Consider the following 13,699-nt stretch of genomic DNA (forward strand, 5'->3'; position numbering starts at 1 on the left):
GCGTAAAGAAAGTGGGCAGTTTAGAGGAAGAGACCCGGACCCGGGCGACTTCCTTCGGGGAATCTGACGCCGACTTTGGCGATCTTGTTCCCGTCCATGACGGCAACGGTCCAAAGTGTGTTGTTCCACTCCACCTGGTCGCCGACGATCGGCGCGCCCCCGACCTTGTGGGCGATGAAGCTGCCCAGGGGGGTATTCGGGTCCACGCCTTCGAGTTTCAGGCCATAGAGTGCCGAGACCGCGCCCAGCTGGGCGTCGCCTTCGAGCACGAAGTCGCCGAAGAAGCGCAGGTCCAGCCCGCGCTGCGGCGCCTGGCTGAAGAGCTTGCCGAGGGCCGGCAGGTTGTGTTCGTGACCGATCACACAGAGCAGGTCATCGACTTCCAGGGTGGTACTACCCGACGGATGGAGCAGTTGCTGGCCGCGGAACAGCGCGGCGATGCGGGTGCCCTCGGGCATTTTCAGCTCGCGCAGGGCGGCGCCGATGCACCATTTTTCAGCCCCCAGGCGATAGATGAACAGCTCCCATTCGCTGGTGACATGCACTTCCAGGGCGGAGCGGGAGATGGGCGCGGGTTCCGGCGGGACCGTGACTTTCAGCAGCTTGGCCACCCACGGCAGGCTGGTCCCCTGCACCAGCAGCGAGACCAGCACGATAAAGAACGCCAGGTTGAAGTACAGCTGCGCATGGGGCAGGCCGGCCATCAGCGGGAACACCGCGAGAATGATCGGGACCGCGCCGCGCAGGCCAACCCAGGAAATGAAGGCCTTCTCCCGGCCATGGAAGGCCCGGAACGGCAACAGGCCGAACAGCACCGACAGCGGGCGGGCGAACAGGATCATCCACAGGGCCAGGCCCAGGGCTGGCAGGGCGATGGGCAGCAGGTCATGGGGCGTGACCAGCAGGCCCAGCACCAGGAACATGCCGATCTGCGCCAGCCAGGCCATGCCGTCGAGCATGTGCAGGATGCCGTGGCGGCTGCGCACCGGGCGGTTGCCGATCACCAGGCCGCACAGGTACACGGCGAGGAAGCCGCTGCTGTGCAGGGCGTTGGCCAGGGCGAAGACCACCAGGCCGCCGCTGATCACCAGGATCGGATACAGGCCGTTGGCCAGATTGATGCGGTTGACCAGTTGCAGCATCAGCCCGCCGCCGGCCAGGCCGATGATGGCGCCGATGCCGAACTCGCGAATCAGGTGGCCGAGCAGGCTCCAGTGCAGGCCGGTCTCGCCGCTGGCGAGCATGTCGATCAGGGTCACAGTGAGGAATACCGCCATCGGATCGTTACTGCCGGACTCGATTTCCAGGCTGGCGGTTACCCGTTCGTTCAGGCCCTTGCCGCCCAGCAATGAGAACACCGCCGCGGCGTCTGTCGAGCCGACGATGGCGCCGATCAGCAGGCCCTGGATGAGGTTCAGGTTGAACAGCCAGGCGGCGGCCATGCCGGTCAGGCCGGTGGTGATCAGCACCCCGACGGTGGCCAGCGACAGCGCCGGCCAGAGCGCCACGCGGAAACTTGCGACCCGCGTGCGCAGGCCGCCGTCGAGCAGGATCACGGCGAGGGCGAGGTTGCCCACCAGGTAGGCGGCGGGGTAGTTGTCGAAGATGATGCCGCCGCCGTCGACACCGGCGGTCATGCCTACGGCCAGGATGATCACCAGGATCGGGATGCCGAGGCGCGAAGACAGCGAGCTCACCAGGATGCTTGCGCCTACCAGCAACGCGCCGATCAAGAACAGGCTGTTGATGGTCGTCGCATTCAAAGGCAGTACTCCAGGAAAGCTAGAAAGGCTGGGCGCGGACTGATCCATGCAGTCTGCGTGCCAGCGATTCTAACCTGTTGAAATGTGCCGCTGTCAAAAGCTTTGGGGTTGAGTCGAGCGATGAGCGTTATCGGGTTGTGGCGAGCGGGCTTGCCCGCTCGCCACAGGTCGTGTAGTCAGGGGTCAGAACCACTCGTCCTGCATGGCCAGGCAGGTGTCGTCACGGCTTTCCAGAATCGCCAGTTCATGATGGCAGCCCGGTACTTCCCAGGTGAGGAAGTAGCGCGCGGCCTGCAGCTTGCCCTTGTAGAAGGGCAGGTCCGCCGGATTGCCCCTGGCCAGCCCTTCTTCGGCCCGGACCGCCTGTTCCAGCCAGCGCCAGCCGATGACCGTATGCCCGAAGGCCTTGAGGTACAGCGCCGAGTTGGCGAGGCTGCTGTTGACCTTGCCCTGGGCCAGGTCGGTCAGCAGGCCCAGGGTCACGCTCTGCAGGCGCGCCACCAGCGCCTCCAGCGGCTGGCGCAAGGCATCCAGCGAGGTGTGCGCGGCGGCCCGTTGCGCCGTGTCGGCGATCAATCGAATCAACTGCTTCAGCCCGGCCCCGCCGTTCTGCGCCAGTTTGCGCCCCAGCAGGTCGAGGGACTGAATGCCGTGGGTGCCTTCGTGAATCGGGTTCAGCCGGTTGTCGCGGTAGTACTGCTCCACCGGGTATTCGCGGGTGTAGCCGTGGCCGCCGAGGATCTGGATCGCCAGCTCGTTGGCTTTCAGGCAGAACTCCGACGGCCAGGATTTGACGATGGGGGTCAGCAGGTCGAGCAGTTCATGGGCCTGCCGGCGTTCCTCCTCGGACGCCAATGTGCTGGTGTCATCGAACAGGCGCGCGGCGTACAGGCCGAGGTCGAAGGCGCCTTCGACGTAGGCTTTCTGGGTCAGCAGCATGCGCTTGACGTCGGCGTGCTGGACAATCGAAACCGGCGCGGTGGTCGGGTCCTTGCTGTCGGGCAGGCGGCCCTGCGGGCGTTCCCGGGCATACTCCAGGGAATACAGGTAGCCGGCATAGCCGAGCATCACCGCACCCATGCCGACGCCGATCCGTGCTTCGTTCATCATCTGGAACATGTAGCTCAGGCCATGGTGCGGCTTGCCCACCAGATAGCCGACACAGTTGCCGTTATCGCCGAAGTTCAGCGCGGTGGAGGTGGTGCCGCGCCAGCCCATCTTGTGGAACAGCCCGGCCAGCAGCACATCGTTGCGCGGGCCGAGGCTGCCGTCGTCGTTGACCAGGAACTTGGGCACGATAAACAGCGAAATGCCCTTCACCCCGGGCGGGGCGTCCGGCAGCTTGGCCAGGACCATGTGCACGATGTTTTCCGACAGCGGATGGTCGCCGCCGGAGATGAAGATCTTGTTGCCCTTGAGTCGGTAGCTGCCGTCGGCGGCAGGTTCCGCGCGGGTACGGATATCGGACAGCGAAGAGCCGGCGTGGGGCTCGGTCAGGGCCATGGTGCCGAAGAAGCGCCCGTCGATCATCGGTTGCAGGAAGCGGTGCTTTTGCTCGTCGCTGCCGAAACTCTCGATCAGGTTCGCCGCGCCCATGGTCAGGAACGGGTAGGACGTCGAGGCGGCGTTGGCCGACTGGAAGTGGGCGAAGCAGGCCTGGGACAGCAGGGTCGGCAACTGCATGCCGCCCGCCTCGAAGCTGCGCGCGGCATTGAGAAAGCCGGCCTCCAGGAAGGCGTCGACGGCCGGCTTGACTTCCGGGATCAGGATGGCCTCGCCGTTTTCGTAGCGCGGTTCGTTTTCATCGTTCTTGCGGTTGTGCGGGGCAAAGAACTTTTCGGCGAGGGTGCGGGCGGTACCGATAGCTGCATCGAAGGTTTCCCGGGAATGCTCGGCGAATCGCTCGCGCTGGGTCAGGCCCTCGGCATCGAGGACTTCGTACAGCTCGAAAGCCAGATTGCGGGAACTGAGCAGCATCTCGGACATGGCGGCCTACCTGTTGGGGAGTGGGCCGAGTCTAGGCGGCTGAATAAGTGGTGCCTAGCAAGATTGATATGGGTGATGGAGGGGCAGAATTCAGAGAGGTGTGTTGCCTGGGCTGGTTCTAATGTTTGTAGGAGCGAGCTTGCTCGCGATGGACGTCAACGATAACGCGGGGTATCTGATACTCCGCGGTGTCTGGACTACCATCGCGAGCAAGCTCGCTCCTACAAATTGCTTAACCGATCGTCATCAGGCTGGCGTTACCGCCTGCCGCTGCGGTGTTGACGCTCAACGCCCGCTCGATCACCAGGCGCTCCAGCGCAATGCCGGTTTCACCCTGGGACAGGCCATGCACGCCGACAATGGCGCCGTTACGCTGGGCGACCTGCTGGCAAACGTCGCGCAACTGGTCGGAATGACCGTGGTGCAGCACCGCATCGAACACCACCTCGTCCTTGCTCCAGTCGGCCACGCGGCGGATGCGCGCCTGCACCTCTTTCGGCAAGCGTGCGTAGAGCGCCTTGGCCGCTTCGCCTTCCGGCCAGACCGCCGAGCCGCCCACGGCCAATACCGCCGCCAGTTGCGTCAACAGGTCGCCTTCGATTTCCGCCAGGCACAGCACATGCTCGCGCGGCAGGATGGCGTAGCTGTTGCGCTCGCCCGTCGGACCGTTGAGTACACGGGTAATACCGCTTTGCGACTGCGCGGCGAAGGTCACGCACAGCGCGCCGAGGTCTGCCAGCTTCTGGCTGTCGGCCCAGGCCTGCAGGGCGTTGAGCGGCTGGAGCAGCGTTTCGCGCAGGCGCCCATCCGGTGCGACCAGGGTGTCGCCGCGGGCGAAGGCCTGTTCGATGGCATCCGTCGGTCGCGTCGACAGCAGGCGATACAGGTACAGCGGCCCGCCGGCTTTCGGCCCGGTGCCGGACAACCCTTCGCCACCGAACGGTTGCACGCCGACCACGGCGCCGACGATGTTGCGGTTCACATAGACGTTACCGGCGTGGACATTGTCGATCACCTTGGCAATGGTCTCGTCGATGCGGGTGTGCACGCCGAGGGTCAGGCCGTAGCCGGACGCATTGATCTGCGCGATCAACTGGTCGATGTCCTTGCGCTTGTAGCGCACCACGTGCAGCACCGGGCCGAAGATCTCCCGTTGCAGTTCGTCGAGGCTTTCCAGTTCGATCAGGGTCGGCATGACGAAGGTGCCGCGCTTGCATTCCTCGCCATCGGCGATGGCCATCTGATACACCGTGCGGCCTTTGTCGCGCATCGCCTGGATGTGTTTCTCGATGCCGGCCTTGGCCTCGGCATCGATCACCGGGCCGATATCCACCGACAGGCGCTCCGGGTTGCCCAGGCGACTTTCGGCCATGGCGCCCTTGAGCATTTCGATCACGCGGTCGGCGGAATCCTCCTGCAGGCACAGGACGCGCAGGGCCGAGCAGCGTTGGCCGGCGCTGTCGAAGGCCGAGGACACGACATCGATCACCACCTGTTCGGTCAGCGCCGAGGAGTCGACGATCATCGCGTTCTGCCCGCCGGTTTCGGCGATCAGCGGAATCGGTCGGCCCTGGGTGTCCAGGCGACCGGCGACATTGCGTTGCAGCAGGCGCGCCACTTCGGTGGAGCCGGTGAACATCACACCCTTGACCCGTTCGTCACCCACCAGGCGCGCGCCGACGGTTTCACCACGGCCTGGCAGCAGTTGCACCACGCCTTCGGGGATGCCGGCCTCGAGCAGCAGGCGCACGGCCTGGGCGGCGATCAGCGGGGTCTGTTCGGCGGGCTTGGCCAGTACCGGGTTGCCGGCGGCCAGTGCTGCGGCCACCTGGCCGCTGAAGATCGCCAGCGGGAAGTTCCACGGGCTGATGCACACCACCGGGCCCAGCGGGCGGTGGGCGTCGTTGCTGAAGTCGTTGCGCGCCTGCACCGCGTAGTAACGCAGGAAGTCCACGGCTTCACGCACTTCGGCGATGGCGTTGGCGAAGGTCTTGCCGGCCTCGCGGACCAGCAGGCCCATCAGCGGCTGGATCTCGCCTTCCATCAGGTCGGCGGCGCGTTCGAGGATCGCCGCGCGTTCGCTCGGCGGGGTGGCCTGCCAGATCGGCGCGGCGTTCAGTGCGCACTGCACCGCATTGTCGGCGTCCTCGGTCGTGGCTTCCTGGACATAGCCCACCAGGTCGCGATGGTCCGAGGGGTTGAGCACCGGCGCCGGCGTTTCGTTGCTGACAACGCAGCCCAGCAGCGGCACGGCTTTCCAGTCGTTGTGGGCGCTGGCCAGCAGCGCGCAGGAGAGCGACGCCAGGCGATGTTCGTTGGCCATGTCGATGCCGGCGGAGTTGGCCCGGTCGCGGCCATAAAGGTCGCGCGGCAGGGGAATGCGCGGGTGCGGCAGGCCGAAGCCGCCTTCCAGGGTCGCCATCTGCTCGATGCTGGCCACCGGATCGGCCACCAGTTCCTGAATCGAGATGGACTGGTCGGCAATGCGGTTGACGAACGAGGTGTTGGCGCCGTTTTCCAGCAGGCGGCGGACCAGGTACGCCAGCAGGGTTTCGTGGGTACCGACCGGGGCGTACACGCGGCACGGACGGTTCAGCTTGCCTTCGGAAACCTTGCCGACCACCTGTTCGTAGAGGGGTTCACCCATGCCGTGGAGGCACTGGAATTCGTACTGGCCCGGGTAATAGTTCTGCCCGGCGATATGGTAGATGGCCGACAGGGTGTGGGCGTTGTGGGTGGCGAACTGCGGGTAGATGACTTCCGGTACCGACAGCAGTTTGCGCGCGCAGGCGATATAGGACACGTCGGTGTACACCTTGCGGGTATAGACCGGATAGCCTTCCAGGCCTTCGACCTGGGCACGCTTGATTTCGCTGTCCCAGTACGCGCCCTTGACCAGGCGGATCATCAGGCGATGACGGCTGCGGCGAGCCAGGTCGATCACGTAGTCGATCACATACGGGCAGCGTTTCTGGTAGGCCTGGATCACGAAGCCGATGCCGTTCCAGCCGCTCAGCTGCGGTTCGAAGCACAGGCGCTCCAGCAGGTCCAGGGACAGCTCGAGGCGGTCGGCCTCTTCGGCGTCGATGTTCAGGCCGATGTCATATTGCTTGGCCAGCAGGGTCAGCGCCAGCAGGCGCGGGTACAGCTCGTCCATCACGCGTTCGTACTGGGCGCGGCTGTAGCGCGGGTGCAGCGCCGACAGCTTGATGGAAATGCCCGGGCCTTCGTAGATGCCACGACCGTGGGAAGCCTTGCCGATCGAATGGATGGCCTGCTCGTAGGAGCCCAGGTATTTCTGTGCGTCGTGCTCGGTCAGTGCCGCTTCGCCGAGCATGTCGTAGGAATAGCGGAAGCCCTTGGCTTCGAACTTGCTGGCGTTGGCCAGGGCTTCGGCGATGGTTTCGCCGGTGACGAACTGCTCGCCCATCAGGCGCATGGCCATGTCCACGCCCTTGCGGATCATCGGCTCGCCGCTCTTGCCGATGATGCGGCTCAGGGAGGAGGTCAGGCCGGCTTCGTTGTGGGTGGCAACCAGCTTGCCGGTCAGCAGCAGGCCCCAGGTGGCGGCGTTGACGAACAGCGACGGGCTGTTGCCCAGGTGCGGTTGCCAGTTGCCGGTGCTGATCTTGTCGCGGATCAGGGCGTCACGGGTGCCTTTGTCCGGGATGCGCAACAGGGCTTCGGCCAGGCACATCAATGCCACGCCTTCCTGGGACGACAGGGAGAACTCCTGCAGCAGCCCCTGGACGATGCCGGCACGGCCGCCGGCGCTCTTCTGGTTGCGCAATTTTTCGGCAATCGACGCGGCCAGCTTGTGGCTGGCTTCGGCCATCGGCGCCGGCAGGCGGGCCTGCTCCAGCAGCATGGGTACCACTTCCGGTTCCGGACGGCGGTAGGCGGCGGTGATGGCGGCCCGCAGGACCGATTGCGGCAGGATGCTTTCGGCGAATTCCAGGAAGCACTGATGGGCGTGGTCGCTAGGGACGTCGCCGCCGTCTTCGGCGTCGCTACGGGGCGCGCCGTTGATTTCACCCAGGGTTGCACCGCTCTCGAGCTTTTCCAGGTAGTTGAAAATGGCTTGCTTGATCAGCCAGTGGGGCGTGCGGTCAATCGAGTGGGCCGCGGCCTTCAGGCGCTCGCGGGTCGGGTCGTCGAGTTTGACCCCAAGGGTGGTCGTAGCCATTTTCTTATCCTCATGGTTACCACGATCGCGTGGCATCAGCTGGCGGAAAGAGTAGCGCTGGCTCGATTGAGGTGCAACCGGGTGCAACCCTTTTTTTGCAGGAAAAAACGGCGGCAGATCAGGAATTATTTTCCCGTTTGGGTTTATGGCCTTTGGCCCGAGGTTTTCCGGGTGCCAAGGGTATCTCCTGCACTGAAAAGGGGCGGTAAACCGTCGGAAAATACGCAAAATTCAATAGGTGCAACTTATTCCGGTGAAATGGGTTGCACCTTATTCGGCTTGTTGAATAGCATCCCACGCCGGAGTGCAACCTCCTACATGTCGTAGGTAGCGGCTGACGTTTTTCCTGAGGAAATATCGGTCATAAATGCCCGTCACCTTTAAGCGTCTGACAGACATCATTCTTTGCGGCGGTCGGACTGCCGCTCAATAAAAACAATGCCAGGGATTTTTCAATGAGTGTAAGCAACCCAACCCTGATCACGTTCGTGATCTATATCGCCGCCATGGTGCTGATCGGCCTGATGGCTTATCGCTCGACCAACAACCTTTCCGATTACATTCTCGGCGGCCGCAGCCTCGGCAGCGTGGTCACCGCGCTGTCGGCCGGTGCTTCCGACATGAGCGGTTGGTTGCTGATGGGCTTGCCCGGGGCGATCTACCTGTCCGGCCTGTCGGAAAGCTGGATTGCCATCGGCCTGATCGTCGGTGCCTACCTGAACTGGCTGTTCGTCGCCGGGCGCCTGCGGGTGCAAACCGAGCACAATGGCGATGCGCTGACCCTGCCGGATTATTTCTCCAGCCGCTTCGAGGACCACGGCGGCCTGCTGCGGATCATTGCGGCGCTGGTGATCCTGGTGTTCTTCACCATCTACTGCGCGTCGGGGATCGTCGCCGGGGCGCGTCTGTTTGAAAGCACCTTTGGCATGTCCTACGAAACGGCGCTGTGGGCCGGTGCGGCGGCGACCATCGCCTACACCTTCATCGGCGGTTTCCTGGCGGTCAGTTGGACCGACACCGTGCAGGCCACGCTGATGATCTTTGCGCTGATCCTGACGCCGATCATCGTGCTGCTGGCCACCGGCGGCATCGACACCACCTTCCTGGCCATCGAGGCCAAGGACCCGGCCCACTTCGACATGCTCAAGGGCACCACCTTCGTCGGTATCCTTTCGCTGATGGGCTGGGGCCTGGGCTACTTCGGCCAGCCGCATATCCTGGCGCGCTTCATGGCGGCGGATTCGGTCAAGTCGATCGCCAAGGCCCGGCGCATTTCCATGACCTGGATGATCCTGTGTCTGGGCGGTACCGTGGCGGTGGGCTTCTTCGGTATCGCCTACTTCTCGGCGCATCCCGATGTGGCCGGCCCCGTGGGCGAGAACCACGAGCGGGTGTTTATCGAGCTGGCGAAGATCCTCTTCAACCCGTGGATCGCCGGCGTGCTGCTGTCGGCGATCCTGGCGGCGGTGATGAGCACCCTGAGCTGCCAGTTGCTGGTGTGCTCCAGCGCCCTGACCGAAGACTTCTACAAGACCTTCCTGCGTAAATCGGCTTCCCAGCTGGAGCTGGTCTGGGTCGGTCGCGCCATGGTCCTGCTGGTGGCGCTGGTGGCCATTGCCCTGGCGGCGAATCCGGAAAACCGTGTCCTGGGCCTGGTGAGCTATGCCTGGGCCGGCTTCGGTGCAGCGTTCGGCCCGGTGGTGCTGATCTCGGTCATCTGGAAGGACATGACCCGCAATGGCGCCTTGGCCGGGATTCTGGTGGGCGCGATCACCGTGATCGTCTGGAAGCATTTCAACCTGCTGGGGTTGTACGAAATCATCCCGGGCTTCCTGTTCGCCAGTCTTGCGATCTATGTCGTCAGCCGGATGGGCGCGCCTTCGGCGCTGATGCTGCAGCGTTTCGCCGCGGCGGAGCAACAGTTCCGCCGGGAACACTGATCGGGAGGGGCTGAGCCCCTGACCCCCAGGTGATCAGAAATCGGCCCGTCTCCCTGGAGGCGGGCCGTTCCGGTTCAGGCACGTAGCGCTTGTTGCAAGTCCTCGAGGATGTCCTCGATCGCCTCGATACCGACTGACAAGCGAATCATTTCCGGTTTCACGCCGGCCTTGGCCTGTTCGGCTGCGTTCATTTGTCGATGGGTGGTGGAGGCCGGGTGGCAGGCCAGGGACTTGGCGTCGCCGATATTCACCAGGCGCTTGAAGATCTGCAGTGCATCGTAGAAGCGCACCCCGGCTTCATAGCCACCCTTGAGACCGAACGAGAGGATCGCCGAAGGCTTGCCTTTCATGTACTTGAGCGCCAGCTCATGGTGCGGGTGGTCCGGCAGGCCGGCGTAACTGACCCAGGCGACTTGCTCGTGAGCCTTGAGGAACTGCGCCACCTTGATCGCGTTGTCGGTATGCCGTTCCATGCGCAAGGCAAGAGTTTCCAGGCCTTGCAGCAGCAGGAAGGCGTTCATTGGCGCCAGTGCCGCGCCGGTATTGCGCAGCGGCACTGTCCGGGCGCGGGCGATAAAGGCCGCCGGGCCGAATTTTTCCGTATAGACCACACCGTGATAGGCGGCTTCCGGGGTGTTCAGGCCGGGAAACTTTTCCGGGTAGTCGGCCCAGGGGAAGGTCCCGGCATCGACAATTACCCCGCCCAGGGCGTTGCCGTGGCCACCGACGTACTTGGTCACCGAGTGCACGACGATGTCGGCGCCGAACTGGATCGGCTTGCACAGGATCGGCGTCGCCACGGTGTTGTCGACCATCAGCGGTACGCCGCGGGCGTGGGTCACTTCGGCAAAGCGCTGGAGATCGACGATATTGCCCGCCGGATTGCCGATGCTTTCGCAATAGACCAGCTTGGTGTTTTCGTCGATCAGCTCGGCGATGGCTTCGGCAGAGTCGTCGCGGGCGAAGCGCACCTCGACCCCGAAACTCGGCAGCAGGTGGGCGAAGAGGGTGTAGGTGCCGCCATAGAGCTGCGGCGTGGAGACGATATTGTCGCCGGCGCGGGTCAGGGCCTGGATCGCGTAGTGGATGGCCGCGCTGCCGGCGGACACCGCCAATCCGGCGATCCCGCCTTCCAGGGCGGCGAGGCGCTGTTCCAGCACGTCGTTGGTGGGGTTCATGATCCGGGTGTAGATATTGCCCGGTACGTCCAGGTTGAACAGGTCGGCGCCGTGCTGGGCGTTATCGAATTCGAAGGCGACGTTCTGGTAGATGGGCACGGCCACGGCCTTGGTGGTCGGGTCCGACTTGAAACCGTGATGGAGCGCAATCGTTGCGTCTTTCATAAAGTCTCGACTCAGTGAAATTCCATTAATGAGCACTGCCAGGCAGGTGCGGTCGCTTAATGGTCTCGTGTGTCTGAGTCGCCAATGACCTCGGGTTTCGTGCCCGTGGTCGGACCGCAAACCGGCGAGCCAGTGTCCGATACTGGCGCGCAATCGGCAAGTGATCTGGTTTAAGCCAGCTCGTTGTCCGCCTGATTGACGAAGATCAGCACGCCGAGGATCGCCATGTAGAACTTGAAGGCCGGTTCCTGGCCATTCCAGGTCTGCGATTGCCACATCAGGAACCACTCGCCGCCGACCACCATGAAACCGAAGAACCAGACCAGGAAGCCCACGGTTGCGCCGCTGACGACCCACTGCTTCGCCCGTCCGAAGGTGACGGCCTCGGCCTTGCGCGCTCGCCACAGCGACAGCGCACCATAGGCCAGCAGCACGGCGGTCAGGCCTTCGCCGAAGATGATCAGCCAATAGGCGGCGTGCCAGAGGGCGGGGCTGGTGATCGCGCGGTACATCGCGGCATTGTCCGGGAAGGTGGTGTCCATGCTCAGCACGTGGCGGACAAAGGCGAAGTTGGAACCGTAATCGGTGATGTTGTTGAAGGTGACCATGAAGGCGAAGGTCGCGAGGGCCAGGGTGAGGACAATCTTGGCGTAGCGGGTGGTCATGGCTCGGATCCTTCTTTCCGATAAGCGGGAAAACGACCTTATCACTGCACTGCCCTGGGAATATGTCAGACGCTTCCGACGCCTGCGGTGCGCTGCGACCTGACGTACGCCCGGGCACAAGGTAAACTTCGCCTCCTTCGCAGGAGTCGCCATGAACTACCGTCACGCCTTTCACGCCGGCAATCACGCCGACGTCTTGAAACACCTGGTCCTGACCCGCCTGATCGCCCTGATGGCGCGCAAGGAGCAGCCGTTCGCCTACCTCGACAGCCACGCCGGCATCGGCCTGTATGACCTCAAGGGCGACCAGGCCAGTCGCACCGGCGAATACCTGGAAGGCATTGCCCGGCTGTGGGGTGAGCAGGATCTGCCCGCCGTGACCGCCGATTACATGCGGGTGCTGCACGAGATGAACCCGGATGGCGAATTGCGCTACTACCCGGGCTCGCCGGAACTGGCGCGGCGTTTGAGCCGTGCACAGGACCGTGTGTTGCTCAATGAAAAGCACCCGGAAGACGGCAAGCTGCTCAAGGACAACATGAAGGGCGACCGGCGCGTGGCGGTGCACCTGGGCGAGGGCTGGCACGTGGCGCGGGCGTTGTTGCCGGTGGTGGAGAAGCGGGCGGTGATGCTGATCGATCCGCCGTTCGAACAGCTGGATGAAATGCAGCGTTGCGCCGCCTCGCTCAAGGAAGCCATCGGCCGCATGCGCCAGACGGTGGCGGCGGTCTGGTATCCGATCAAGGATCAGCGTGCCTTGAAGCGTTTCTATCAGGACCTGGCCGGTACCGGTGCGCCGAAGTTGCTGCGGGTGGAACTGCTGGTGCATCCGCTGGACACGCCGGCGAGCCTGAACGGGTCGGGGTTGGCGATCGCCAATCCGCCGTGGGGGCTGGAGGAGGAGTTGCGTGAGCTGTTGCCGTGGCTGGCGCAGAAGCTGGGTCAGACCCAGGGTGACTGGCGGCTGGACTGGCTGATCGCCGAGTAGGTCGTGTCGGGACGCCAGGCTTTCCCGATGTTACGGACGCACCGGGATCTGTGGGAGCGGAGCTTGCCCGCGAAGCTTTTAGCGATCTCGCGGGCCTCTTCGCGGGCAAGCACCGCTCCCACAGTGGGGGTGGGGCGGTGAATCAGATCGGGCAGGTCACGCCCGTGCCGCGAATCCCGCAATAGCCTTCGGGATTCTTCGCCAGGTATTGCTGGTGGTAGGCCTCGGCGTAGAAGAAGGTCGGCGCTTCGTCGATTTCCGTGGTGATGGCGCCGTGGCCGGCCTTGCTCAGTTCGGCCTGGAACACCTGCTTGCTCTTCAATGCGGTTTCCAGCTGCTCCGGTTTGGTGGCGTAGATCACCGAGCGGTACTGGGTGCCGATGTCGTTGCCCTGGCGCATGCCCTGGGTCGGGTCGTGCAGTTCCCAGAACAGTGCCAGCAGCTCTTCGTAGCTGACGATCTCCGGCTCGTACACCACCAGCACCACTTCGCTGTGGCCGGTCAGGCCCGAGCAGACTTCCTCGTAGGTCGGGTTCGGCGTGAAGCCGCCGGCGTAACCCACCGACGTGCTGTACACGCCCGCGCGCTGCCAGAAGCGCCGTTCCGCGCCCCAGAAACAGCCCAGGCCGAAGATGGCGAATTCCACGTTGCCGGGGAAGGGGCCCAGCAGCGGGTTGCCGTTGACGAAGTGTTTGTCCGGGACCGCCATCGGGGTTTCGCGGCCAGGTAGAGCTTGTTCTTTGGTTGGGAGCACGTTTTTGTTCACCAGTATTTCCGAGCGCAAGACCATGTCGCAGTCCTCTCAGTCAGGTTGGGATGAGCGATACA

8 protein-coding genes are annotated in these 13,699 nt (G+C 64.0%); 2 read left to right on the forward strand and 6 right to left on the reverse strand.

Going from position 1 to position 13,699, the window contains the following annotated elements; translation table 11 throughout:
• Nucleotides 1–20: 20 nt before the first annotated feature.
• From UCMB321_RS02985 to putA, 3 genes are all read right to left on the reverse strand, one after another.
• A complete protein-coding gene (locus UCMB321_RS02985) occupies nt 21–1,763 on the reverse strand; it encodes a potassium/proton antiporter (protein ID WP_040063758.1) in 1,743 nt (580 codons plus the stop codon).
• A gap of 183 nt (nt 1,764–1,946) precedes the next feature.
• Entirely contained in the window at nt 1,947–3,749 is a 1,803-nt protein-coding gene (locus tag UCMB321_RS02990) for an acyl-CoA dehydrogenase (RefSeq protein WP_040063759.1), read from the reverse strand.
• A 232-nt stretch (nt 3,750–3,981) separates the two neighbouring features.
• Entirely contained in the window at nt 3,982–7,935 is a 3,954-nt protein-coding gene (gene putA / locus UCMB321_RS02995; RefSeq protein ID WP_040063760.1) for a trifunctional transcriptional regulator/proline dehydrogenase/L-glutamate gamma-semialdehyde dehydrogenase, read from the reverse strand.
• Nucleotides 7,936–8,390: 455 nt separating this feature from the next.
• On the opposite strand from putA, the gene putP reads away from it, so the two are divergent.
• On the forward strand, nt 8,391–9,875 hold the full coding sequence (gene putP / locus UCMB321_RS03000) for a sodium/proline symporter PutP (RefSeq protein WP_040063761.1): 1,485 nt from the start codon (nt 8,391–8,393) through the stop codon (nt 9,873–9,875).
• A 74-nt stretch (nt 9,876–9,949) separates the two neighbouring features.
• On the opposite strand, the gene UCMB321_RS03005 is transcribed toward putP, so the two are convergent.
• Nucleotides 9,950–11,218, reverse strand: coding sequence for an O-acetylhomoserine aminocarboxypropyltransferase/cysteine synthase family protein (locus UCMB321_RS03005; protein ID WP_040063762.1), 1,269 nt, complete (start codon nt 11,216–11,218; stop codon nt 9,950–9,952).
• Between the two features lie 170 nt (nt 11,219–11,388).
• Nucleotides 11,389–11,883, reverse strand: a complete 495-nt coding sequence (locus UCMB321_RS03010; protein WP_040063763.1) for a DUF2165 family protein — start codon at nt 11,881–11,883, stop codon at nt 11,389–11,391.
• A 151-nt stretch (nt 11,884–12,034) separates the two neighbouring features.
• On the opposite strand from UCMB321_RS03010, the gene UCMB321_RS03015 reads away from it, so the two are divergent.
• Nucleotides 12,035–12,871: a 23S rRNA (adenine(2030)-N(6))-methyltransferase RlmJ gene (locus UCMB321_RS03015; protein ID WP_040063764.1), complete on the forward strand. Its 837-nt coding sequence runs from the start codon at nt 12,035–12,037 to the stop codon at nt 12,869–12,871.
• A 142-nt stretch (nt 12,872–13,013) separates the two neighbouring features.
• On the opposite strand, the gene msrA is transcribed toward UCMB321_RS03015, so the two are convergent.
• Nucleotides 13,014–13,661 (reverse strand): peptide-methionine (S)-S-oxide reductase MsrA, encoded by a 648-nt coding sequence (gene msrA, locus UCMB321_RS03020; RefSeq protein WP_040063765.1) that lies wholly within the window; start codon nt 13,659–13,661, stop codon nt 13,014–13,016.
• Nucleotides 13,662–13,699: the final 38 nt, after the last annotated feature.

Origin of the sequence: Pseudomonas batumici, from assembly GCF_000820515.1 — a bacterium.
In the GTDB taxonomy this organism is placed as follows: Bacteria; Pseudomonadota; Gammaproteobacteria; order Pseudomonadales; family Pseudomonadaceae; genus Aquipseudomonas; species Aquipseudomonas batumici.

Bases quoted from the DNA above. Each gene is read 5' to 3' on its own strand.
- UCMB321_RS03015 (WP_040063764.1), top strand. From the start codon at position 12,035: ATGAACTACCGTCACGCCTTTCACGCCGGCAATCACGCCGACGTCTTG.
- msrA (WP_040063765.1), bottom strand. From the start codon at position 13,661: ATGGTCTTGCGCTCGGAAATACTGGTGAACAAAAACGTGCTCCCAACC.
- UCMB321_RS02990 (WP_040063759.1), bottom strand. From the start codon at position 3,749: ATGTCCGAGATGCTGCTCAGTTCCCGCAATCTGGCTTTCGAGCTGTAC.
- putP (WP_040063761.1), top strand. From the start codon at position 8,391: ATGAGTGTAAGCAACCCAACCCTGATCACGTTCGTGATCTATATCGCC.
- UCMB321_RS03005 (WP_040063762.1), bottom strand. From the start codon at position 11,218: ATGAAAGACGCAACGATTGCGCTCCATCACGGTTTCAAGTCGGACCCG.
- putA (WP_040063760.1), bottom strand. From the start codon at position 7,935: ATGGCTACGACCACCCTTGGGGTCAAACTCGACGACCCGACCCGCGAG.
- UCMB321_RS03010 (WP_040063763.1), bottom strand. From the start codon at position 11,883: ATGACCACCCGCTACGCCAAGATTGTCCTCACCCTGGCCCTCGCGACC.